Source organism: Streptomyces oceani (assembly GCF_001751245.1).
GTDB lineage: Bacteria > Actinomycetota > Actinomycetes > Streptomycetales > Streptomycetaceae > Streptomyces > Streptomyces oceani.
Genome location: NZ_LJGU01000114.1, coordinates 265,439 through 286,566, shown reverse-complemented (window position 1 = coordinate 286,566; position 21,128 = coordinate 265,439). Strand labels below are relative to the sequence as shown.

21 protein-coding genes and 1 pseudogene are annotated in these 21,128 nt (G+C 71.3%); 8 read left to right on the top strand and 14 right to left on the bottom strand.

Going from position 1 to position 21,128, the window contains the following annotated elements; genetic code table 11:
• Window positions 1-26: 26 nt before the first annotated feature.
• Complete coding sequence (locus tag AN216_RS08575) at window positions 27-467, bottom strand: MarR family winged helix-turn-helix transcriptional regulator (RefSeq protein WP_070196122.1); 441 nt, start codon at window positions 465-467, stop codon at window positions 27-29.
• Window positions 468-623: 156 nt separating this feature from the next.
• Between AN216_RS08575 and AN216_RS08570 the strand changes: the two genes are divergently transcribed.
• Complete coding sequence (locus AN216_RS08570) at window positions 624-2,750, top strand: MMPL family transporter (RefSeq protein WP_070195995.1); 2,127 nt, start codon at window positions 624-626, stop codon at window positions 2,748-2,750.
• Between the two features lie 126 nt (window positions 2,751-2,876).
• Here AN216_RS08570 and AN216_RS08565 read toward each other — a convergent pair whose 3' ends face one another.
• Window positions 2,877-3,239, bottom strand: coding sequence for a DUF488 domain-containing protein (locus tag AN216_RS08565; RefSeq protein WP_070195994.1), 363 nt, complete (start codon window positions 3,237-3,239; stop codon window positions 2,877-2,879).
• Between the two features lie 157 nt (window positions 3,240-3,396).
• On the opposite strand from AN216_RS08565, the pseudogene AN216_RS08560 reads away from it, so the two are divergent.
• Window positions 3,397-4,139: pseudogene (locus AN216_RS08560) on the top strand (uracil-DNA glycosylase).
• 69 nt (window positions 4,140-4,208) lie between these two features.
• On the opposite strand, the gene AN216_RS08555 reads toward AN216_RS08560, so the two are convergent.
• From AN216_RS08555 to AN216_RS08505, 11 genes are all read right to left on the bottom strand, one after another.
• Entirely contained in the window at window positions 4,209-4,580 is a 372-nt protein-coding gene (locus tag AN216_RS08555) for a thioesterase family protein (protein WP_070195993.1), read from the bottom strand.
• Window positions 4,581-4,645: 65 nt separating this feature from the next.
• Entirely contained in the window at window positions 4,646-5,611 is a 966-nt protein-coding gene (locus AN216_RS08550; RefSeq protein WP_070195992.1) for a DUF389 domain-containing protein, read from the bottom strand.
• A 166-nt stretch (window positions 5,612-5,777) separates the two neighbouring features.
• Window positions 5,778-6,530: an alpha/beta fold hydrolase gene (locus tag AN216_RS08545; protein ID WP_070195991.1), complete on the bottom strand. Its 753-nt coding sequence runs from the start codon at window positions 6,528-6,530 to the stop codon at window positions 5,778-5,780.
• 447 nt (window positions 6,531-6,977) lie between these two features.
• Window positions 6,978-8,414 (bottom strand): NADH-quinone oxidoreductase subunit N, encoded by a 1,437-nt coding sequence (locus tag AN216_RS08540; RefSeq protein ID WP_070195990.1) that lies wholly within the window; start codon window positions 8,412-8,414, stop codon window positions 6,978-6,980.
• A gap of 19 nt (window positions 8,415-8,433) precedes the next feature.
• A complete protein-coding gene (locus AN216_RS08535) occupies window positions 8,434-9,939 on the bottom strand; it encodes a complex I subunit 4 family protein (protein WP_070195989.1) in 1,506 nt (501 codons plus the stop codon).
• A gap of 3 nt (window positions 9,940-9,942) precedes the next feature.
• Complete coding sequence (locus AN216_RS08530) at window positions 9,943-11,748, bottom strand: NADH-quinone oxidoreductase subunit 5 family protein (protein ID WP_070195988.1); 1,806 nt, start codon at window positions 11,746-11,748, stop codon at window positions 9,943-9,945.
• Between the two features lie 3 nt (window positions 11,749-11,751).
• Window positions 11,752-12,057 carry an NADH-quinone oxidoreductase subunit NuoK gene (nuoK, locus tag AN216_RS08525; protein WP_070195987.1) on the bottom strand — a complete coding sequence of 102 codons (306 nt, stop codon included), beginning with the start codon at window positions 12,055-12,057 and terminating at the stop codon, window positions 11,752-11,754.
• Complete coding sequence (locus AN216_RS08520; protein ID WP_070195986.1) at window positions 12,054-12,614, bottom strand: NADH-quinone oxidoreductase subunit J; 561 nt, start codon at window positions 12,612-12,614, stop codon at window positions 12,054-12,056. The genes nuoK and AN216_RS08520 overlap by 4 nt, the downstream gene beginning before the upstream one ends.
• The gene (locus AN216_RS08515) at window positions 12,611-13,546 is read right to left on the bottom strand and encodes a complex I subunit 1 family protein (protein WP_070195985.1); all 936 of its coding nucleotides are present in this window, start codon (window positions 13,544-13,546) and stop codon (window positions 12,611-12,613) included. The genes AN216_RS08520 and AN216_RS08515 overlap by 4 nt, the downstream gene beginning before the upstream one ends.
• Complete coding sequence (locus AN216_RS08510) at window positions 13,543-14,802, bottom strand: hypothetical protein (protein ID WP_070195984.1); 1,260 nt, start codon at window positions 14,800-14,802, stop codon at window positions 13,543-13,545. The genes AN216_RS08515 and AN216_RS08510 overlap by 4 nt, the downstream gene beginning before the upstream one ends.
• Window positions 14,793-15,143 carry an NADH-quinone oxidoreductase subunit A gene (locus tag AN216_RS08505; protein WP_070195983.1) on the bottom strand — a complete coding sequence of 117 codons (351 nt, stop codon included), beginning with the start codon at window positions 15,141-15,143 and terminating at the stop codon, window positions 14,793-14,795. The genes AN216_RS08510 and AN216_RS08505 overlap by 10 nt, the downstream gene beginning before the upstream one ends.
• A gap of 338 nt (window positions 15,144-15,481) precedes the next feature.
• Here AN216_RS08505 and AN216_RS08500 point away from each other — a divergent pair, with 338 nt between their 5' ends.
• From AN216_RS08500 to AN216_RS08480, 5 genes are all read left to right on the top strand, one after another.
• Window positions 15,482-15,940 (top strand): VOC family protein, encoded by a 459-nt coding sequence (locus AN216_RS08500; protein ID WP_070195982.1) that lies wholly within the window; start codon window positions 15,482-15,484, stop codon window positions 15,938-15,940.
• 74 nt (window positions 15,941-16,014) lie between these two features.
• Window positions 16,015-17,133 (top strand): LLM class flavin-dependent oxidoreductase, encoded by a 1,119-nt coding sequence (locus tag AN216_RS08495; protein ID WP_070196121.1) that lies wholly within the window; start codon window positions 16,015-16,017, stop codon window positions 17,131-17,133.
• A 7-nt stretch (window positions 17,134-17,140) separates the two neighbouring features.
• Window positions 17,141-17,767 (top strand): CE1759 family FMN reductase, encoded by a 627-nt coding sequence (locus AN216_RS08490; RefSeq protein WP_070195981.1) that lies wholly within the window; start codon window positions 17,141-17,143, stop codon window positions 17,765-17,767.
• A gap of 96 nt (window positions 17,768-17,863) precedes the next feature.
• Window positions 17,864-18,595 carry a flavodoxin family protein gene (locus AN216_RS08485; RefSeq protein ID WP_070195980.1) on the top strand — a complete coding sequence of 244 codons (732 nt, stop codon included), beginning with the start codon at window positions 17,864-17,866 and terminating at the stop codon, window positions 18,593-18,595.
• 103 nt (window positions 18,596-18,698) lie between these two features.
• A complete protein-coding gene (locus AN216_RS08480) occupies window positions 18,699-19,133 on the top strand; it encodes a VOC family protein (RefSeq protein WP_070195979.1) in 435 nt (144 codons plus the stop codon).
• A gap of 60 nt (window positions 19,134-19,193) precedes the next feature.
• On the opposite strand, the gene AN216_RS08475 is transcribed toward AN216_RS08480, so the two are convergent.
• The gene (locus AN216_RS08475) at window positions 19,194-19,742 is read right to left on the bottom strand and encodes a TetR/AcrR family transcriptional regulator (RefSeq protein ID WP_244502369.1); all 549 of its coding nucleotides are present in this window, start codon (window positions 19,740-19,742) and stop codon (window positions 19,194-19,196) included.
• Between the two features lie 203 nt (window positions 19,743-19,945).
• Between AN216_RS08475 and AN216_RS08470 the strand changes: the two genes are divergently transcribed.
• Complete coding sequence (locus AN216_RS08470) at window positions 19,946-21,079, top strand: FAD-dependent oxidoreductase (protein WP_070195977.1); 1,134 nt, start codon at window positions 19,946-19,948, stop codon at window positions 21,077-21,079.
• Window positions 21,080-21,128 lie beyond the last annotated feature (49 nt).

Sequence of the window (21,128 nt, the reverse complement as noted above, 5' to 3'; positions counted from 1 at the left end):
GCGGCGTCCCCCGGAAGCCGGTGTCGCTACCGCGAATCGCGCGGTGCGGCCAATTCGTCCCCCAGCAGGTTGAGAAAGCGGGCGACGGTGCGCAGTTCCCGCTCGGTGAACCGCTGTCGGGCGGCGTCCGTGCCGCGGGCGAGCGGGCGGAAGTACGCGCGGGCGACATCGCGACCGGCGGGCGCGTAGTGCAGGTGCACGATCCGACCGTCAGCCGAGTCGGGAACCCGGCGGATGTGGCCGCCCCGTTCGAGGCGGTTCAGGCAGGCGCTGACGGCCCCGGACGTCAGGTTCAGGTGTTCGCGCAGTCGGCCGGGCGTCATCGCGCGCCCTTGCTCGTCCCCGTCGAGAATCGCCACCAGTGCCCGTACGTCGGTGTGGTGCAGACCCTGCGCCTGCGCGAACTCCTGGGCGATCCGGTTGAACTCGCCGTTCAGCCGGCGTAGGAGTACCGCGAAGGTCGCCAGGTCGGTCTCCTGTTGGCCGCCGCTCCGGTCGTCGCTGTCATCACCGGGGGCGGGCGGCGGGGCTGCTGAGGGGATCTCCACTTCGCCAGTGTAGGGTCTCTCAATTATTGAGCTAATTCGCCCCGACGTCTCACGTCCGACACCGGAGGACGACACGTGCAGCACTCCCCACCCCGAGCCATCCGGTGGCTCGTCCCCGCGCTACTCCTGGTCGCCTGGCTCGGACTGGGTGGGACGGTCGGACCGTACGCGGGCAAGCTCGGGGAGGTCGCCACCAACGACCAGACCGCCTTCCTGCCGCAGAGCGCCGAATCGACGCGTGTCCTGGAGGAGCAGGAAGCCTTCCGGGAGGACCGGACCGTGCCGGCGATCGTGGTCTGGACCGCGGACGACGGATCGATCTCCGCCGAGCAGCGCGCGAAGTCCACCGAGGTGCTGCGCTCCCTCGCCGAGGCCCCCGCCGTGACCGGAGTCTCGCCCGCCATCCGCTCCGATGACGAGGCGGCACTGCGCGGCGTCCTCCAACTCCGGTCGGACCAGGGCGACCAGACAGACTCGACCGTCGAGCGCATCCGGGACGCAGCCGGAGCGGTCCCCGGCAGTACGGCACACGTCGGCGGACCGGCGGCCACCCAGGCTGACCTGTCCGACGCGTTCGCCGGCATCGACGGCCTGCTGCTCGGAGTCGCGCTCGGCGTCGTCCTGCTGATCCTGCTGCTGGTCTACCGCAGCCTGTTGCTGCCCCTCGTCATCATGATCAGCTCCGTCCTGGCCCTCTCGCTGGCCAGCGCGGTCGTCCACGTCCTGGCGGAGCGCGACCTCGTACGTGTGGACGGCCAGGTGCAGGGCATCCTCTCCATCCTCGTCATCGGCGCCGCCACCGACTACGCCCTGCTGCTCTCCGCCCGCTTCCGAGAGGAACTCGCGGCCCAGGGGCACGCCGACCGCTTCGCCGCGATGCGTACGGCCGTACGCCGCACGGTGGGCGCGGTCGTCGCGAGTGCCGCCACCGTGGCGCTGGGGTTGTTGGCGCTGCTGTTGAGCGACCTGGCGAACAACCGTGCCCTGGGCCCGGTGGGGGCCATCGGCATCGCCGGTGCGGTGATCTCCACCATGACCTTTCTGCCCGCCGTGCTGGCGCTGCTCGGCCGCGCCGCCTACTGGCCGGCCCGACCCGGGCCGGCCACCGCGGGCCGTACCGGAGGTAGCGGCGTGTGGGCCGGGGTGGCCCGTCTGATCCAGCGGGCACCCCGACGGATCTGGGCCGGCACCCTGGTGGCCCTGCTCGTCTGTGCCGCCTTCGTACCGCAACTGAAGTCGGACGGCGTGCCGTTGAGCGAGACCTTCGTAGGCGACGCGCCCTCGGTCGCCGCTCAGGAAGCGCTGGCCGAGCACTACCCGGCTGGTGCCGGCAACCCGGCGGTGGTGGTCGCCGACGCGGACGTGGCGCGCGAGGTGACCCGTACGGCGGGACGTACGGAGGGGGTCACCGAGGCCGTCCCGCTCGCCGCGTCCGGGCGGCCGGGAGGCGGCGAGCCGAAGGTGATCGACGGCCGGGTGCTGGTGGACGTCACGCTCGCCGACGCCGCGGACACCGACGCGGCCCAGCGGACGGTGCAACGGCTGCGGGACGCCCTGCACTCCGTCGAGGGCGCTGAGGCACTGGTCGGCGGCTACACCGCCCAGCAGTACGACACCGAGCGGGCGGCCGAGCGGGACCGTGTCGTCATCACACCGGTGGTCCTCGCGACCATCCTGGTCGTCCTCGCGCTGCTGCTGCGTTCGCTGCTGATGCCCGTGCTGCTGGTCGCCACCGTGGCGCTCAACTACGTCGCAACGATCGGCGTCTCCGCCCTCGTCTTCCGACACGTTCTCGGCTTCCAGGGCACCGATCCGTCCGTGCCGCTGTACGGCTTCGTCTTCCTGGTCGCGCTCGGTGTCGACTACAACATCTTCCTGATGACCCGGGTACGGGAGGAGACACTGCGTGCCGGCACCCGTACCGGGGTGCTCACCGGACTGACCGCGACCGGAGGCGTGATCACCTCGGCGGGCGTGGTGCTCGCCGCGACCTTCGCCGCGCTGGTGGTGATCCCGCTCGCCTTCCTGGTGCAGATCGCGTTCATCGTGGCCTTCGGTGTCCTGCTGGACACCCTTGTCGTCCGTTCCCTGCTCGTCCCCGCGCTCGTGCGGGACATCGGCCCGCCGGTGTGGTGGCCCAGCGCGCTGCGTCGTCGCTCCGGCGAAGGCCGGGCGGACCACGAGGCCGAGTCACCGGCGTGACCTCGCCGGGGCCGCCGACCCGCGTACCGGAGAGCTACGGTACGGCGCCGTGCCGACCGTTCGTACTCTCGCACCGGCGGGGTTCCCGGCCCCGTGGTCGCGCGGTCGCGGAGTCGCGTGACCGAGTCACCGCCTCCCGGACAGCCAGTCGGCGAGGACGGCGGCCTGGCTGTGGTCCACGTCCTTGGACGCGGTCAGCAGGGTGAGCCGGTCATGTGACGCCAGGTCACGCAGGCGGTCGGCGGCCTGCCGGTGCTCGGTGTCGCCCAGTTCGGCGAGGTAGCGGCGGCGGAACTCCGTGAAGCGGCCGGGCTCGTGGCCGTACCACTTCCGCAGCTCGGTGGACGGCGCGACCTCGCGCAGCCACTCGTCCAGGTGCGCGTCCTCCTTGCGTACGCCCCTGGGCCAGACGCGGTCGACGAGGACGCGCCTGCCGTCCTGGGCGGAGGTCTCCTCGTACACTCGCCGGTAGGTGATCTGCTGGGACATGACGTGCCTCCTGACGGATCGACCATCCCCGACCGAGGGGGCGGGTGGCGCCACTGGGCGCCGGTGACTGTGTCCGACACGGCCATTTTATCGAGGACCAGGGCGGGAGACCGGTCGTGAGCCCCGCCGCCGGGCGGGGAGGAACGGAGACCGTCGCATGCGCAGCGCGTCCCCGGACGCCGCGGACTTCCCCACCGTGGCCGCTCCCCTCGTACGGACGGTGGGGGAGTTGGACACGACGCTGACCGACTGTCGGGCCTGTCCGCGTCTGGTGGCCTGGCGTGAGGAGATCGCCAGGGTCAAGGATTCGGCCCCTCGGACGCGGCACTGGTCATCGTCGGGCTCGCCCCGGCCGCTCACGGCGGCAACCGCACCGGTCGTGTCTTCACCGGCGACCCCTCCGGCGACGCGCTGTACTCCGCCCTCCACGACCTCGGTCTGGCCTCCCGGCCGACGGCCACGCACCGTCACGACGGGCAGGAACTGTGTGGCGTGCGGATCACCGTGCCGGTGCACTGCGCGCCTCCCGGTAACCGGCCCACCTGGCTAGCCCGGGACACCTGCCGGCCCTGGCTCGCCCGGGAGTTGGAACTGCTGGCCCCCGGCCCGCGGGCGCTCGTGGCGCTCGGCGCGTTCGCCTGGCAGGCGCTGCTGCGGGTGCTGGCCGAAGCCGGCTGGTGGCTCCCCCGTCCGCGTCCCGCCTTCGGACACGGCGCGGAGCCCTCCGTCCGAGGCCCCCGAGCCGACCGGTACGCACACCTCCTCGGTGGGTACCACCCGAGCCAGCGCAACATGTCCACCCGTACCCTCACGCCCGCCATGCTGCGTGACGTGCTGCGGCGCGGAGCGGACCTCGCCGAGCTGCCGACCCGCGGGCACTCCGGCAGGGTGGGCCGCTGACCACGGAAGAGCATGCGGTTCGGGCGGCGGCTCGGCCGGCGGACTCGCGTCGCCCTCGGCCGGCTGTCGTCAGTCGTCGTTGGACGTGCGGGTCAACGCGGCCAGGAAGCGGTCCCGCTGTACGAGCGCCCGGTCGATCTCGCCGGTCGCGACGATCTTTCCCGAGGCGTCGGTCGCTCGTACGGTGAAGGTGAGGCGGCGGCCGGAGATGTCGTCCGGCGCTTCGGCGACGATATCGACGCTGTCGCCGACAGGTGTCGGCTGGCGGTGTTCGACGCGTACGGCCGTTCCCACGGTCGTCTGGCCGGCGTCGGTGTACGGCGCGGCGCGCCGCAGGGTGGCCGCCTCCAGCCACGCGATCAGCCGTGGGGTGGCCAGCACCGGTACGTCTCCACTGCCCAGCTCGACCGCGGTGTCGGACTCCGTTACCTCGTGGCGCACGCCGGCATCGTAAGGGCTGTTCCGTGCGCCGGGCGACCCGACGAGTCGTCACCTCGTGCGCCGAGTCACCTCGCGTGGCGTTTCGGGGCGTGCCGCAGCCAGTCCGTGGCGGTGTGGGCGCCCGGGACGATGTGCCGTCGCCGTACGAGGAGGGTGAGTGTGCCGGCGAGGGCCACGCCGGCGAGGTTGATCAGAAGCTGGATCGCGGCCTCGCCGAAACGGCTCCAGTAACCAGCGACCGTGGCCAGCGCGGCGAATCCGGCGGCGGGCACGGTGGTGACGGAGATGAAGACGCCGATCAGCGCACCCGGCTTCTCCGAGGTGAGCGCGACCATGCCGGCGGCGCCCGCGAGCAGCGCGAGGACGATCGAGTAGGGCCCCACCTCGTAGATGAACGCCGCCTGGCGGAGCCCGGACAGGTCGCCGGGCTCGAAGATGCCGCCCGCGCGAGCGAGTAGCGCGAGAGCAGCGGTGACGAGCATCGCGAGCGGAAAGCCGACGCAGAGGGCGAGACCGGCGCGGGCGCCGAGACGTCCCCGCCTGCCGACGACGGACACCGCGAGCGCCGCCAGCGGGCCGAAGTCGGGACTCACCACCATCGCGCCGACCAGGGTGATCGCCGAATCCGTGATCACGCCGACCGCGGCCAGCAGGCAGGCGATGGTCAGGAATCCGAGAAAGACCGGGTTGAGCTGACTCTCCTCGCCGGTGGTGGCGACCAACTCCTCCCAGATCACGGCATCGGCGCCACGCCCTGGCGCGGCACGCTCCGCCGCGTCGGCGGTGTCGGAGACCATCGCGTCGATCGGCTGCAGGCTCATCGCACCCTGACGGGGCACGCCCAGTTCCGTCAACCGGCGCAGGACGTCCTCGGCGACCTCGCGTGCGACGGCGGCCTCGATGACATCGCCGACGGGACGCCGGCTGACGCCGTGCGTGACCACGAGGTGAGCGACCCCCGGCTCGGATTCGAGGAAGGCGAACACGGAAGCGCTGACGGAGGAGGCACAAACCACTCTGAGGTGCAACATGGGGACCAGTGTCAGATATGCACCATGTTTCATTGAATGTCTGAGCCTGATGTCTCGCTCGGCGGCCCCGCGGTGCGTGGCGGTGGTGCTCACCAGACGCCGTACGGAACACCCCACGCGGACACGTACGGGCCGAACCCCTAGGTGTCGCGGCCGGTTAGACCCCTCAGTGCCTGCCGAGGAAGCGCTCGACACTGGTGGCGAGGGCCACCGGGGACTCGTCCATGGCGTAGTGCCCCGCGTCGGGGAAGGTCTCCAACTCCAGGCTCGGATACCAGGCTCCGAAGGTCGCTCGCATGGTCTCGGCACCCAACGCGGGGTCGTGCCGGCCGGCGATCACCTGAATCGGCACCTCGCCGCCCTTGATCTCGGTGTGGAAGTCGGTGCGGGCCCAGGCGGTCAGGTAGGCCGCGAACGCGTCGCGGTCCGAGTGCTCCAGGGAGTGCCGCACCATCGCGTCCAGCCAGGTTCCGGTGAGCCGGTTGCCGGTGGTGAGGTCGATGATCGCGCGCCGGTTCCCGGGGCTGTCGGCCGCGCCCTCGAACAACCGCCAGCTCTGCTCGTCGAACGGCACGCCGCTCGCCGGCACCGGCGACACGCCGACGAGCGCCCGCACCCGGTCCGGCGCGTCGGCGTACACCCGCTGCATAACGGATCCGCCCATGGAGTGCCCAAGCAACGAGAACCGGTCGACGCCCAGGTCGTCGACCAGGGTGAGTACGTCGCCCGCCGCCTCAGCCACCGAGTACCGTCCGGTCTCGCCGCGACGGTCGCCGTAGCCGCGGTAGTCCGGGAACACGTAGCTGAACTCCCCCTGATCCAGGTGCGGCAGTAGTGCCCCCCAGGACCGCGACGAGCCGAACCAGCCGTGCAGAACCAGCACGGTGTGCGCTCCGGTACCCACTCGCTGCACGTCCATGTTCCGCCCTTCGTCGACGAGTTGGAACTCCGGTGAGCGTAGGCGGAAGTCCCCTGCCGTGGAACCTCCCGGTACGCGTGCCCGCGCGTCCTGGGAGGTTTCGGAATCACACCATTGCTTCCAGAACGGACGCCGAATCGGGGTGGTCGCTGGAGTGATCACCGTGAGCTGATCGACGCCAGCGCACCGGCCCTGGCTGGCCCGAACCACTGGCGAAGCCGCCCCGAAAGGATGGCCTCGTCAAGCCGCTTTCGACGCGGTCGCTCCGGCAGGGCGCACAGCCGGTCGAGGGTGACACCGAACTGTTCGGCCGGTCCTTCGTGGCGATCACCACCCACGGGAGCCGACGCGATCAATGGTTGTCCACCGCCGTTCGCGCACGTCGTCGCGGCCGTGCTCCGGGTGCGCGAAACGCGGAGTCCGGAACCTTTCGCGCGGTGGACGTGGCTACCCGGCCGCGCCGACGGCCGTGAGGACGACTCCGCTGGCGAGACCGAGCAGGAGCGACAGCGCGGCCGAGGTCAGAGCCACGCCTCGGGCCCATCGGTTCGCGGTACGGGGAGCACCCTCATCAGCAGGCCGGTCAGAGTCGGCGGAGCCTGCGGGGTGGAAGCAGGGGGCGATCCAGCGCAGGTAGTAGAAGAGCGACGCGACCGTGTTGACCGCCGCGACCACGACGAGCCAGGCGAGTCCGCCGTCCACGGCCGCGGTGAACACCTCCAACTTGCCGACGAACACACCGGTAGGCGGCGTCCCCACCAGACCCAGCAGCGCGACGGCCAGCGCGAGGGCCAGGAGCGGGTCACGCCTGAAGAGTCCCCGGTACGCGTCGAGGGTGCGCTGGTCGGTGCTGGCGACGACGGCGAAGGCGGCGATGTTGGTGAGGGCGTAGGCGGCGAGGTACAACAGCAGCGCCGGCCGCGCGAGCGGGGCCTGGCCGGCGACGGCCACGGCCATGAGGAGGTAGCCGACCTGGGAGACGGTCGAGTAGCCCAGCAGCCGGAGGACGGAGGACTGGGCGAAGGCGGCGAGGTTTCCCAGCGTCATGCTGGCTGTCGCCAGGACGGCGACGAGGAGCCGCCAGTCGACCACGTCCGGGGGGATCGCGGTGCCGAGCAGACGGTGGAGGGCGACGAGAGCACCGATCTTCGGCACCGTGGTGAGAGCGGCGGCGACCGGGGGAGGGGTGCCGTCGCTGACGTCGGGGACCCAGAAGTGGGCGGGCACGGCACCGGCCTTGAAGGCCAGCCCGGCCAGGACCGCGATCAGTCCGACGGCGGCGGCCGCGGCCGGTCCTCGGGAGATGCCCTCGGCGACCCTTCCGTAGCCGGTGGCACCCGCCACGCCGAACAGGACGGTCACGCCCGCGGCCGTGGTGACTCCTAAGAGGGCTCCGGCGAGGTAGTACTTCAGGGCGGCCTCGGTCGCCGACCCCTGCTTCGCCCAGCCGGCCAGGGCGTAGAGCGGGACGCTGGCGAGCAGGAACGCCGCGAACAGCATGATCAGGTCCCCCGCCCCGGCGAGGGCGATCGCGCCGAGGGCGCCGAGTTGCAGCAGTACGACGAACTCGGTCTCCCGCTTGTGCCCTGCGACGGTGTCGCGGCACAGCGCGATCAGCGCGAGCACGGCGAGGAGCACGATCGCGCGCGTCGCGTGGGTGGCGGTGTCCAGCACGTACGTGCCGAACACGGTCTCGTCCGGTCGGGTCGCGGACACCACGGTGGCCGCCAGGCCCGCCACACAGGCCAGCGCGGCCAGGGCGTGGACGATCCACTGCCGCCGGCGGGGCGTCCAGGCTCCGACCAACAGACCGAGAACAGCACTGATCAGCAGGGCGATCTCGGGGGCGAGGGCGATCGGATCGCTGTGCATGCTCGTGTCCATCGCGCGGTTCCGGCTTCCTTTACCTGGCGACCAGGTCGTTGAGCGTACGGGCCGCCGGTTCGATCACGTCCAGGACGAGACGCGGCAGCAGGCCGAGGAGCGTGGCGAGGAGCAACAGTGGGCCGATGGCGAGGAGTTCGGGAGCGCGCAGATCGGGAAACGGGCGGGGCGTGCCGGGGGTGTCCGGGACCCGGAACCGGCCGGTGAGCATGCGGCTGGTGGCTCGTAGGAACAACGCCGCGGTGAGCAGGACGCCGGTCACGGCGATGACGGTGGAGAGGGGTACGGCGTCCAGGGCGCCGGCGAAGATCTGGAACTCGGCGATGAAGCCGGAGAATCCGGGCAGTCCCAGGGAGGCGAAGGCGGCCACGGCGAACAGGGCGGCGAAGCGCGGGATGCGGGTGGCCAGGCCCCCGTAGGCGCTGATGGCGTACGAGTGGCCGCGGTCGTGGAGCGCGCCGGCGAGGAGGAACAGCGCCGCGGTGATCAGGCCGTGGCTGACCATCTGGTACACCGCGCCGGTGGTGGCCAGTTCGCGGGCGTGCTCGCTGTCGGCGCTCACCATGCCGGCGGCGCCGAGTCCGAGCAGGACGTAGCCCATGTGGTTGACGGAGGTGTAGGCGATCATGCGTTTGAGGTCTTCCTGGGCCAACGCGACCAGGGCTCCCCAGATCACCGAGAGCACGCCGACGATCACGAAGGCCAGGGCGAACTGCCGCCAGCTGGCGGGCAGCAGGGGCATGGCGATCCGTACGAAGCCGTAGGTGCCCATCTTGAGCAGGATGCCCGCCAGGATCGCCGACCCCGCCGCGGGCGCTTCGGTGTGGGCGGGCGGAAGCCAGGTGTGGAGCGGGAAGACCGGCGTTTTGACGCCGAGACCGACGCCGATGGCCAGCAGCGTCAGCGCCGCGTACGTGCCGCCGCCGGCGAGGGGGTTCCGCGCGGCGAGCGTGGGGATGTCGAAGGTCGGGGTGTCGGCGGCCAGGGCGAGGAGGATGAACCCGACGAGAAGCGCGAGCGACCCCAGGAAGGTGTAGAGGAAGAAGGTCAGCGCCGCTTCGCGGGCGGGGGCGCCCGTACCCCATCCCGCGATCACGAAGTACATGAAGACGATCGACAGGTCGAAGAAGAGGAAGAACAGGATCAGGTCGAGGGAGACGAAGAGGCCCCCGCTGACCGTCTGCAGGAGGAGGAAGAGCAGCACGAAGTCCTTCGGCCGGTCCGACTGGCGCCAGGAGTAGAGGGCGGTGGCGGTGAACAGGACGACGGTCAGGGCGAGCAGCGGCAGGGACAGCCCGTCCACCCCGAGGTGGTACGAGATGCCGGCGCTGGGAATCCACTCCCGCCGCTCGACGGCTCCGTAGCCGGTGGCGGGAAGGTCGGCCCAGACGGCGCCGACCAGGGCGAGTTGCACCAGCCCGGTAGCCGTCCACGCTCCGGTGAACACCGAGGGCCCCAGGCGCGCGGGCAGTACGGACAGCGCCGCCGCCACCAGCGCGGGCAGGAAGACGATCAGCGACAGCATCGGTCACCTCACCGCGATCAGGAGAACGGCCAAGGCGCCCAACAGGGCGAATACCACGGACGCCTGGGCGTAGTACTGGTGCAACCGCCCGGTCTGCGGACGGCGGGCGGCCCGCCCCAGCGCTTGGGCACCCCCGGTGACACCGCCGACGGCCCGGTCCAGGGCCCGCTCCCCGACGCCGTCGGTACGACGGGCGAGCGCGAGCGCCGCCCGCCCGGTCCGCTCCGGCACCCTCGCCAGGCCCCGCTCGTCGAAGCGGGCGAGCAGCGCGGCCAGCCGGAGCACCGGTCGGGCCACCCAGCGTCGGGCCGCCGGTTCCAGCCGCAGCCATCCCTCCAGCGCTGCCGGATCCGGCATCCGGTCGGCGTAGCGCCACGCGAGCAGGACCCCGGCCAGTGCGAGGGCGGCGGAGACGACGAGTTCCCCGGCGTGCGGCGGGGGTTGGGGCCGCAGCGGCTCGGGCCCGAGGGCCAACAGACCCGCGCCCATCGCGGCTACGGCGAGCACGACGTTGACCGCTGTGGCCGACCGGGCCAGTCGTGTCGGGCCCGCCGTACCCGTCGTGGGGGCGGGCTGCCATACGTGCCACAGGGCGCGTCCGCTGTAGAGCGCGGCGACCAGCGCGGCCACGAGCCCGGCCACGTACAGCCCGGACGAGGTGGTGGCGGCCGCGGCGAGCACGGCGTCCTTGGAGACCCAGAGACTCAGGGGCGCCAGCCCCGCCAGGCTCAGGGCCGCGGCCGTGAAGGCCGTACCGACGATCGGGTGCCGGCGGGCCGCTCCGCGCAGGCCGCCGCTGAGGCTCCGGCTCCCCAGAGCAGCCAGCCAGAGGCCCGCGACGAGGAACAGCACGCTCTTCGCGGCGGCGTGCGCCACCATATGCAGCAGCCCGGCCTGGGTGCCCGCGGTCCCGGCGGCCAGCACGATGAACCCGATCTGCGCGCAGGTCGAGGCGGCGAGCAACTGCTTGAGGTCGTCCTGGACGACGGCGACCAGGCCCATCAGCAGCGCGGTGGCCACTCCGACCCAGGCCACGAGCGGCGCGGCCCATCCGGCGGCGTCCAGCGCCGGGGCCAGGCGCAGCAGCAGATAGCCGCCCGCGGCGACCATCGTCGCCGAGTGCAGCAGCGCGGAGACGGGGCTGGGGCCCCGCATCGCCCCCGACAGCCAGAAACTGAAGGGCAGTTGCGCCGACTTGCCCAACGTGGCCAGGACGATCCCGCCGATCGCGACGTGCAGCCAGCCCCCGTCCAGCGTGGCCACGTCGGCCAGCGCCATGGTTCCGGCACTGCCGGCGAGGACCGCGCCGCCCGCCACGTACAGACCGAGGTCGGCGGTGCGGGTGGTCAGGAAGGCGACCGTTCCGGCACGGGCCGCTCGGGGGTCGTCGAGCTGGTAGCTGATCAGCGCCCAACTCGTCGCGCCCATCACCTCCCAGGCCATCAGCAGCGGCGGCAGCGTGGTGGAGGTGACCGTGGCGAGCATCGCCCCGGCGAAGATCAGCATCAGCGCGTGGAACCGCCCGGTACGAAGGTCCGGCTCGGCCGCCGAGACGAGAAGGGAGGCCAGCAGCACGGCCGGGACCAGGATGACCAGCACCCCGGACAGCCCGTCGACGGCGAAGCCGGCCGGGATCCCGGCCAGCAGCGGCACCCGGTCCACCGGACGTTCGACGGCGGCCGCGACGGCGACACCGAGCGTTCCCGCGGCTGCCAGCGTGCCGGCCACGACCGCTCCACGCGCGGGACGGCCCAACAGCAGCATGGTCCCGGAGAACAGGGGCAAACCGAGGAGCAGCGGGATCAGCATCGCTCAGCCCTCCAGTTCGGTGGCCGAGTCGGTCATGTCGATGCGCTTCGCCCGATAGATCGCGGTGACGACGGCGAAGCCCATCGCCATCTCGATCGCCATCGCGGTCACGACCGCGACCACGATCACCTGCCCGTCGGCCGCCGCGGGGGCGAGGAAGTACCAGTACGCCGCCGTGGCCAGGATGATCCCGTTGATCATCAGCTCCAGGCCCATCATCAGCATCACGATTGACTGCTGGGTGAGCGCGCCGAACAGGCCGATCGTGAACAGGGCCGCCGCCACCACCAGGAACGCCTCGAGGATCATCGGCCCACGCCCCCGCCCGCCGGGTCGTCGGGGTGCCCGGCGTCCAGCCGGTCGCCGAGCCGGTCGTAGCGGCCCCGCCCGGTGGCCAGCACCACCGTGGCGACGATGGTGGAGAACAGGGTCACGCCGAGGGTCATCATCGTCAGCATGTGACCCTCCATCAGGGCCGTGCCCAGCTCCAGCGTCGGGTCCTCCGGCCGTGTGCCGCGCCGCTCCGGCCAGTCCGCCAGGAAGATCCCGGCGCTCAGCCCGGCGAACAGCAGCCCGCAGATGACCGCCGCCCCACGGGTGTTGTGGAACATGGACATCGGCATCAGTCCTGCTGGATTCATCATGTACATGATCATGAACACCGCCATCACGACCATCTCGATGATCATCATGAGGATGATGACGGCGCCCAGGTAGAGCAGGTCCGTCAGGAGGACCATGGCCGCGACGGCGAGGAACGAGACCAGTAGCGCGAACGTCGCCCGGGCCATGGAGTCGACGACGAAGACCAGCACGCCGCTGGCGATCGCCAGCAGTGCCAGGGCCGTGAAGAGCGCGAGCGTCACTGTCCACCACCTCCCCGGGCGAGGACGACCAGGGCGACGGCCAGGGCCTGCAGCATGGTCAGCGGCAGCAGTACGATCCAGGACACCTCCGACCAGCGGTCCATCCGGAGCACCGGAAGGCGGTGCCGCACCCAGACCAGCAGCGCCAACACCGCGAGGGTCTTGACCAGCACCCACGCCCAGGCCGGCAGCCACGGACCGTGCCCGCCGCCGAGGAACAGCGGCACCGCCACGGCAGCGGCGGCCACCAGCAGCAGCCGACGTCCGCCCTCGAACAGCAGCCGGTCGACCCCGGACAGCTCGCCCGCCGCACCCCCGGCGACGTCTCGGCCGACCGGCGCGTCGAACGGCCCCCAGAACGCCATCGCCGTGGCGCTGAGGAGGTACGCGGCGAACGCCGCCGGCATCCAGACCGCGAACCACACGTCCGCCTGAGCGTCGACGATGTCGCTCATCCGCAGGCTGCCAGCCCCCAGCGCGGCGGTGATGATCGCGAACATGTGCGGCAGCTCGTAGGAGAGCCCCTGGGCGACGAACCGGTAGCCGCCCGTCAGCGACAGCGCGCTGTTGGGCCCCCAGCCCACCAGCCACACCGCCGCCCACGCCACGACCTCCATCGCGTTGAACCAGACGACCCCGACCGACAGGTCCGCGGGCGCCTCCCAGCCCAGTGGGACCACGCCGGCCGCCAGGACGGCCGCCACGATCAGCGCGAGGACGCCCGCCCAGCGCAGCAGCCCGTCGGCGGCCAGCGTGGTACGGCGCTGCGCGACCAGCAGACGCGCCGCCTCCCGCCCCGTACGGCTCAGGGCCCGCCGCGCACCGCTCCCGTACCCGGCGGCCCGGTCGGCCAGCGCGCCGTCGAGCACGGCGACGAACCACACACCGGCCACCAGCAGCACCGGCAACAGGAACGGCGTCGCTGAGGTCACCGCCCCACCCCCTCGGTGCGGCCCGCCTCGGCCGTATCCGGCACCCGCGGGTCGAGGGCCGCGACCAGCAGCCGGGCCGCGGCCAGTTCCGCCCCCGCCAGCCGGCTCCCCAGGTCCCGTACGGCCAGCCCGGCCGGCTCGTCCGACGCCTCGGTCGGCTGGCCGCCGGCGTACGCCTCGATGCGGGACAGGTGTCGCCGTAAGAGGTCCGCTACGTCCGTCCGCTGCGTGCGGCCAAGGCCGACCAGCATCAGACGCAGCGTCCGCGAGCGGCGTACCCGACGGGCCAGCGCGGTCAACTCACCCGCGACCTCCTCCCGGGGCGCGCCGGCCCGTACCCGCTCACGCAGGGACCGTGCGCGGGCGGCTGGACCGGGCCAGCCCGCCACCGAGAGCACCCGGGCCACCACGTCGAGATCCCGTACGACGCCGCCGCCCGCGGTGTCCTCCCGTGTCGCTCGGGGGGCGTCGAGGACGCGGGCCTCGGCCGAACTGATCACGTCGCCCTGCAGCACGACGTCGAGGACCAGTCCGGCGGGCCAGTCTGGCAGCACCGGCCCGAGCGGGAGGTTCAGCACGTCCAGCGCCAGGCCGTCCCGGTCCTCGGCCACGTCCGCCATGGCCAAGCCGCCCGGCAACGGCATGGCCACGTGGTGGTGGGCGTGGTGATCGTGCCCGGTATGCTCGGTATGCCCCGCCTGTTCGGCGAGCTCGGTGTGTCCAGTGTCGCCGTGTTCCCCGTGCTCGGCCGGGCCGTGGGGCTGTTCGTGACCGTGGTGGCCAGCGTGCTCAGTGTGCCCGGCCCCGGGGTCTTCGGCTTGGTGCTCGGAGTGTCCGGAACGAGCGTTGTGGTCCCCGTCCTCGACGTTCCCGTCGCCGGCGGCAGTGGTCTCCTCGTGGCGCGTGGCGGCCGACTCAGCCTCGCGGTGCCCGCGCTGGGGGTCCGCGAGGAGGTCGGGCACCTGGTCCAACCGTCGACTGACGTCCGCCGGCCGGGCGTGCGGGTCGAGATCGATACGCAGCCGGGGCGCCGGGACGCGTCGCCAGACCTCGGCGATGACCGCTCGCATCTCGTGGCCCGGTCGTCCTACCACGATCAGTACGTCCGTGTCCGCCGGGCCCGTCGCCTCGCGCCAGCGGCGGGAGGCGACGGCGTGCTCCACCTCCATGCGTAGACCGGCGGCGCCCGGTACCGGTACGAGGAGCACGTGCGGTGCGTGAGCGGCGTACCGCAGAAGCGCTCGCGTCAGGTCCATCGCAGGGCCCCCTCGCGCCAGGCGTAGACGACGCCGGACAGCAGGATGGCGAGGAAGAGGAACATCTCCACCACCGAGGACGTGCCCATCACGGGCACGACGAGGGTCCACGGATACATGAAGATCATTTCCATGTCGAAGGCCAGGAAGACCATGGTCACCGTGTACCAGCGCACGTGAAACCTGGAGAGAGCGTGTTCGGCGGGTGGCAGTCCGCCCAGGTGCGGAAGACACCCGTCGGCGGGGGGACCCACGGTTGCCAGCCGGGAGAGCCCCACGATGATCGCGCTGCCGATGAGTGTCACGCCGGCGAGGATCGCCAGGGGGCCGAAGGCGCCCACGCCACACCTCCTTCCGTCGACTCCACCGCGGCGGACCTTACCCCCCGGGAGTATGCGTATCCGTGACCGGCGCGCGGCGTGCTCCCGGGGCTTGTGTGTCGAGCGCCTGCCTGTATACCCCCTGCCCCTATGTGCTGCAAGGGGGTCGGCGAGCTGACGCGTCCGCGCACAGGAAGACAGAGTGCCCCGGTGGAGCGAGGGAAACCCGGTTGGCTCGCGAGCCGTGGTGCGATCCGGACCGCGCTGCCACCTTCAGAAGGCGAGCCGTTCTCGGCAGAAGCACGAGCACGCCAGGGCGGTGTCACACGCTCAACACCGGGACTGAGAGGAAGGTGCATATGCGCCGCGCGGACGTGCCGGCTCCGGAGACGGGGATCCTGCTCACCCACTACCTCACCGTGGCCGACGTGGCGCGTTCCCGAGCCTTCTACGCCGACCTCCTGGGCGGCGAAGTGGTGCTTGCCGAGAACCCGTGCATCGTCAAACTCGCCAACGCCTGGATCCTGATGAACCCAGGCGGCGGTCCCACTCCCGACAAGCCCGGGATCACACTGCGCCCGCCCGAGGGCTCGGGACCGGCCAGCAGCTTCCTCAACATCAGGGTGGCCGACATCCAGGCCTGCTACGAGGATTGGAGCGCGAAGGGCGCCCAGTTCCTGACGGCGCCCGTCGACCGTAGGGCCGAGGTGCGCTGCTATATGCGCGACCCCGACGGCTATCTGATCGAGGTCGGCCAGTCCACCGGCCTCCTCCACGGCGTCCTCGCCGACCCACCCGCCGGAACGAGCCCGCCGTGACACGAAGTTCGCGGACCGGGACGGCCGCTCGTTCGGTGTAACCGCGTTACGGAAAGGTCCGCGTGATGAGCGACATGCAGTTCGGCGTCTTCACCGTCGGCGACGTCACCCAGGATCCCACAACCGGCACGACCCCCAGCGAGGCGGAGCGTATCCAGGCCACCCTGGCCATCGCACGGAAGGCAGAAGAGGTCGGCCTGGACGTTTTCGCCACCGGGGAGCACCACAATCCGCCGTTCGTGCCCTCGTCACCGACCACTCTGCTCGGCCACATCGCCGCGCAGACCGAACGGATCATTCTCTCCACCTCGACGACGCTCATCACCACGAACGACCCGGTGAAGATCGCTGAGGATTTCAGCGTGCTGCAGCACGTCTCCGGCGGCCGTGCCGACATCATGCTGGGACGGGGGAACATGGGCCCGGTCTACCCCTGGTTCGGGCAGGACATCCGCCAGGCCGTGCCGCTGACCGTCGAGAACTACGGGCTGCTGCGGCGCCTGTGGCGGGAGGAGGTGGTGGACTGGGAGGGCGAGTTCCGTACCCCGCTGCGGGGCTTCACTCTCGCGCCCCGCCCGCTGGACGGCGTACCGCCCTTCGTGTGGCACGGGTCGATCCGTACGCCCGATATCGCGGAACTGGCGGCGTACTACGGGGACGGGTTCTTCGCCAACCACATCTTCTGGCCGGCCTCCCACACCAAGCGCATGGTGCAGCTCTACCGCCGCCGATTCGCACACCACGGCCACGGCAGCGCGGAGCAGGCCATCGTGGGACTCGGCGGGCACGTCTTCATGCGGCGCAACAGCCAGGACGCCGTCGAGGAGTTCCGGCCCTACTTCGACAACGCGCCCGTCTACGGGCACGGGCCCTCGCTGGAGGAGTTCAGCTCACGGACGCCGCTGACCGTCGGCTCGCCCGCGCAGGTCATCGAGAAGACCCTCGGCTTCCGCGAGTACGTCGGTGACTACCAGCGGCAGTTGTTCCTCGTAGACCACGCCGGGCTGCCGCTCAAGACCGTACTGGAGCAGCTCGACCTGCTCGGGGAGGAGGTGCTTCCGGTCCTCCGCGAGGAGTTCGCCGCGGGCCGGCCCGCTGACGTACCGGCCGCACCGACCCACGCCGCACTACTACGCGCCCGGCGCCCGGAACCGACGCCGGTGTCCGGAGCCACCGACAAGCGAAGGGAATGAGCGCGGCATGACCCGACTGGCGATCATCAGCGGTGGCCTCCGCGAGCCCTCCTCGACCCGCCTCCTCGCGGATCGACTCGAGGCCGCCGTTCGTACGGCGTTGGAGGCCCACCCGGGCGAACAGGTCGAGTCGTCGTTCGTGGAACTCCGGCCCCTGGGGCGGGCCGTCATGGACGCGACACTGACCGGTTTCCCCACCGGCCCGCTGGAGGACGCGTTCGAGACGGTGGCGAGCGCCGACGGGGTCATAGCCGTCACGCCCGCCTTCAACGCGTCCTTCAGCGGTCTGTTCAAGTGCTTCTTCGACGTGCTGCCGGAGGAGACGTTCACGGACATGCCCGTCCTCATCGGGGCCACCGGCGGAACCGAACGCCATTCCCTCGTCCTCGAACACGCGCTGCGGCCGATGTTCTCCTACCTGCACGCCATCGTCTCGCCCCGGGGCGTCTACGCCGCCACCGACGACTTCGGGGCTCAGACCAACGCCGCCCTCGGGCAGCGCATCACGAACGCGGCAACCGACTTCGCCCGCCTGGTCCAGGGCTGTGGCACCCGCCAGCGGAGGGACGCTTTCACGGAGGAACTCACCGCCATGCAGCGGCTGCTGGGCGGATCGCCGGGCGGCGGTGCCTGACCGAGCACATCCCAGCTGAACGCCCCCACAGCCTCGCGACCCGTTTCCGACCCCGGGCCGCCCGCTTCAGGGGCCCGAACCGAAGGAGAACGAGGGATGTCCCGAGACGACTCCCAGCCCGTGGCCGTGGACTTCACCGGGCTCCGGGCGATGTACGTCAACTGCTCGCTGAACCGTACGCCCGAGCCCAGCAACACCCAGGGACTGGTGGACCGAAGCGTGGCGCTCATGCACGACAACGGTGTGGAGGTGGACCAGATCCGCGCCGTCGACCACGACATCGCCGTTGGCGTACGCCCCGACATGACCGAACACGGCTGGGACCGCGACGAGTGGCCCGCCCTGCTGCGGCGTGTGCTGGCCGCCGACATCCTGGTGCTCGCGGGCCCGATCTGGCTCGGGGAGAACAGCTCGGTGATGCGACACGTGATCGAGCGTCTCTACGGCTACTCCGGAGTGCTCAACGAGCGCGGCCAGTACGCCTACTACGGCAGAGTCGGTGGCTGCTTGATCACCGGAAACGAGGACGGTATCAAGCACTGCTCGATGAGTGTCCTGTACGGCCTCCAGCACATCGGCTACACCATCCCACCGCAGGCCGACGCCGGCTGGATCGGCGAGGTCGGCCCGGGACCGTCGTACCTCGACCCGGGCTCAGGGGGACCGGAGAACGAGTTCACCAACCGGAACACCACCTTCATGACGTACAACCTCCTGCACCTGGCCTCGATGCTGCGCCGCAACGGAGGCGTCCCCCCGTACGGCAACAGGCGTTCGGAGTGGGACGCCGGCTGCCACGCCGGCCACGCCAACCCGGAACACCGTTAGTCCGCTGTGGCTGGCAGGTCCTGCTGGAGGACAGCCGAGGCGAGCCCATGTCCCGCGACACGCCGGGTGGTTCCGGGGTGGCACGCGCCGCTATGCTGGAAAGATGGCGTCGGTCAAGCAGCTCCAGATCACCTTCGATTGTGCCGAACCAGAGCGTGTCGCTCGTTTCTGGTGCGAGGTGTTGGGGTACGTCGTGCCGCCGCCGCCCGAGGGTTTCGCTACGTGGGGCGACTTCGATCGCTCGCTGCCGCCCGAGAGCCAGGGTTCGGCGTTCGCCTGCGTTGATCCCTCGGGGGAGGGCCCGCGGCTGTTCTTCCAGCGTGTGCCCGAGGAGAAGGTCGTCAAGAATCGGCTCCATCTTGACGTACGGGTCGGCACCGGGCTCGTGGGTGAGGAGCGCCTCGCCGTGCTCGAGGCCGAGTGCGCGCGGCTGGTCGCGCTCGGCGCGGCACGCGTGCGGCTCCTGCCCGCGGATGGCGTCGAGGAGTCGTGCCTCGTGATGCGGGACGTCGAGGGGAACGAGTTCTGCCTCGACTGAGGCGTCGCGCAGGAGCGTCACGGGCCGTCGTCCGCCCTTGACGGGCCGGCGGGCGATTGCTCAGTCGTGCGGTGCCGTGGCCCGGATGCCGGCGAGCACCACGCCGACGACGCGCTCAGCGTCCGTACGGGCGAACGCGCGTTGGCCGCGGTTGACGATGAGGTGTACCGGGCCGGAGATCATCTCGCCGAGGAAGGAGCTGTCGACCGGGGGAAGTTCGCCTCGGTCGACGGCGGTGTCCACCCGCCGGCGCAGGGCGGCCACCCGTTGGTCGAGGATCCTGCTCAGCGCCTGCCGGACGGTGGGGCTCTGGTGGGCGGGCAGGACGGCCTGCTCGAGCGTCTGGCCGAACGGGGTCTCCAGGCCGCCGGCGAGGGCCAACAGGAAGTCCACCAAGTCCCGGTGGAGGTCGCCGGTGTCGGCGACCGAGGCGAGATCCTCGGCATAGCGCAACAGGGCTTCGGCCACCAACTCCTCGCGGTCGGGCCAGTTGCGGTAGACGCTGGTCTTGTGCACGCCGGCGAGCTCGGCGACCTCCTCGTAGCGGAAGCCCGCGACGCCGTCGCGTGCCACGAGTTCGGCGGTCGCGGCGAGGATCTGCGCTCTCACGCGCGCGCTGCGACCACCAGGGCGCCGCGCGGGCGGCCGGTCAGCGATCCCCTCGGCCATCGCCGCGCTCACCTCCTGTTCTTCGTCGAATGCCGATTGTCGCCAGGTGCTGCGTTGCGGTGCAAGCCGGTCACCAGTAGGCTGCTTAAAAGCAACAGTTAGTCGCTTTAGTATCTGGTCCCAGCGAACCCTGGAGCGCACAAGTGGACATCCTGATCTCCGGAGCCGGTATCGCCGGACTCGCCTGCGCACTCGAGCTCAGCACCCGCGGCCATGACGTCACCGTGGTCGAGTACGCCCGCCACCTCCGGCTCACGGGCACGCCCATCGACATCCGCGGCGACGCGATCGGGGCCGTGGACAAGATGGGACTGCTCGGCAGGATCCGGGAGCGGCGGGTCCGGATGTCCGAACTCACCCGCTTCGTCGACAGCGGGGGCGCGCCGATCGGCCGTATCCCGATGGCGGAGGTCAACGACTCCGATGACGACGTCGAGCTGCTCCGCGAGGACCTCGTGCGCGTCCTCGCCGACGCGCTGCCGTACACCGTGGGGATCCGCTTCGGCGACTCGATCGCATCGCTGCACGACGGCGGTGATGACGGCGGCGACACCGGCGGTGTCGACGTGCGTTTCACTTCAGGCCACACCGAGCGGTACGACCTGGTGCTCGGCGCCGACGGGCAGCACTCCGCGGTACGCGGGCTGGTGTTCGGCCCCGAGGAGCGCTGTCTCCGACACCTCGGTGTCTACTTCGCCCTCGCGTACCACCCCGGCGAGGCGCGATCGGGGGGCGTCAACTCGATACATAACGTCCCCGGCCGGATGGTGGGCGTCTTCCGGTACGGGGGCAGGGCCGTCGCGGTCTTCCAGTTCCGCTCGGAACCGATCGACTACGACCACCACGACCTGGTGGCCCAGAAGCAGATCCTTCTCGACGCCTTCTCGGGCTACCGGTCGTGGCGGATTCCGGAACTACTGGAGGTGGCCCGCGCCGATCCCGACTTCTATCTCACCCCCGCGAGCCAGATCCGCCTGCCCTCCTGGCACTGCGGTCGCGTCGCCCTCGTCGGGGACGCCGGCTACAGTCCGGCGTTCCTCTCCGGTCGGGGCACCTCACTCGCCCTCACCGGCGCCCGCTTCCTCGCCGAGGAACTCGAAGGGCACGACCATGACCACACCGCCGCGTTCGCACGGTACGAGGCCCGGCAGCGCCCCTACGTCACCTTCGCCCAAGGCCGTGTCGACGGCGGTCGCGAGCGCATGCTGCCGGTCACCTGGGACGACATCGCCGCCCGCGACGAGGCGCTGCGAGCAGCCGACGTCGGCGCGCCCTGACCGCGGCGCGAGGTGACGGAGGCTCACCCGTCTGCCCGGCGTCCCGCGG

Excerpts from the sequence above, each read along its gene's own strand:
- AN216_RS08485 (WP_070195980.1), top strand. The coding sequence starts at position 17,864 with ATGTCCCGAGACGACTCCCAGCCCGTGGCCGTGGACTTCACCGGGCTC.
- AN216_RS08530 (WP_070195988.1), bottom strand. The coding sequence starts at position 11,748 with ATGCTGATCCCGCTGCTCCTCGGTTTGCCCCTGTTCTCCGGGACCATG.
- nuoK (WP_070195987.1), bottom strand. The coding sequence starts at position 12,057 with ATGATCCTCGAGGCGTTCCTGGTGGTGGCGGCGGCCCTGTTCACGATC.
- AN216_RS08495 (WP_070196121.1), top strand. The coding sequence starts at position 16,015 with ATGCAGTTCGGCGTCTTCACCGTCGGCGACGTCACCCAGGATCCCACA.
- AN216_RS08550 (WP_070195992.1), bottom strand. The coding sequence starts at position 5,611 with ATGTTGCACCTCAGAGTGGTTTGTGCCTCCTCCGTCAGCGCTTCCGTG.
- AN216_RS08480 (WP_070195979.1), top strand. The coding sequence starts at position 18,699 with ATGGCGTCGGTCAAGCAGCTCCAGATCACCTTCGATTGTGCCGAACCA.
- AN216_RS08500 (WP_070195982.1), top strand. The coding sequence starts at position 15,482 with ATGCGCCGCGCGGACGTGCCGGCTCCGGAGACGGGGATCCTGCTCACC.
- AN216_RS08535 (WP_070195989.1), bottom strand. The coding sequence starts at position 9,939 with ATGCTGTCGCTGATCGTCTTCCTGCCCGCGCTGGTGGCGGCGGCGCTG.
- AN216_RS08545 (WP_070195991.1), bottom strand. The coding sequence starts at position 6,530 with ATGGACGTGCAGCGAGTGGGTACCGGAGCGCACACCGTGCTGGTTCTG.
- AN216_RS08565 (WP_070195994.1), bottom strand. The coding sequence starts at position 3,239 with ATGTCCCAGCAGATCACCTACCGGCGAGTGTACGAGGAGACCTCCGCC.
- AN216_RS08540 (WP_070195990.1), bottom strand. The coding sequence starts at position 8,414 with ATGGACACGAGCATGCACAGCGATCCGATCGCCCTCGCCCCCGAGATC.
- AN216_RS08490 (WP_070195981.1), top strand. The coding sequence starts at position 17,141 with ATGACCCGACTGGCGATCATCAGCGGTGGCCTCCGCGAGCCCTCCTCG.
- AN216_RS08510 (WP_070195984.1), bottom strand. The coding sequence starts at position 14,802 with ATGGACCTGACGCGAGCGCTTCTGCGGTACGCCGCTCACGCACCGCAC.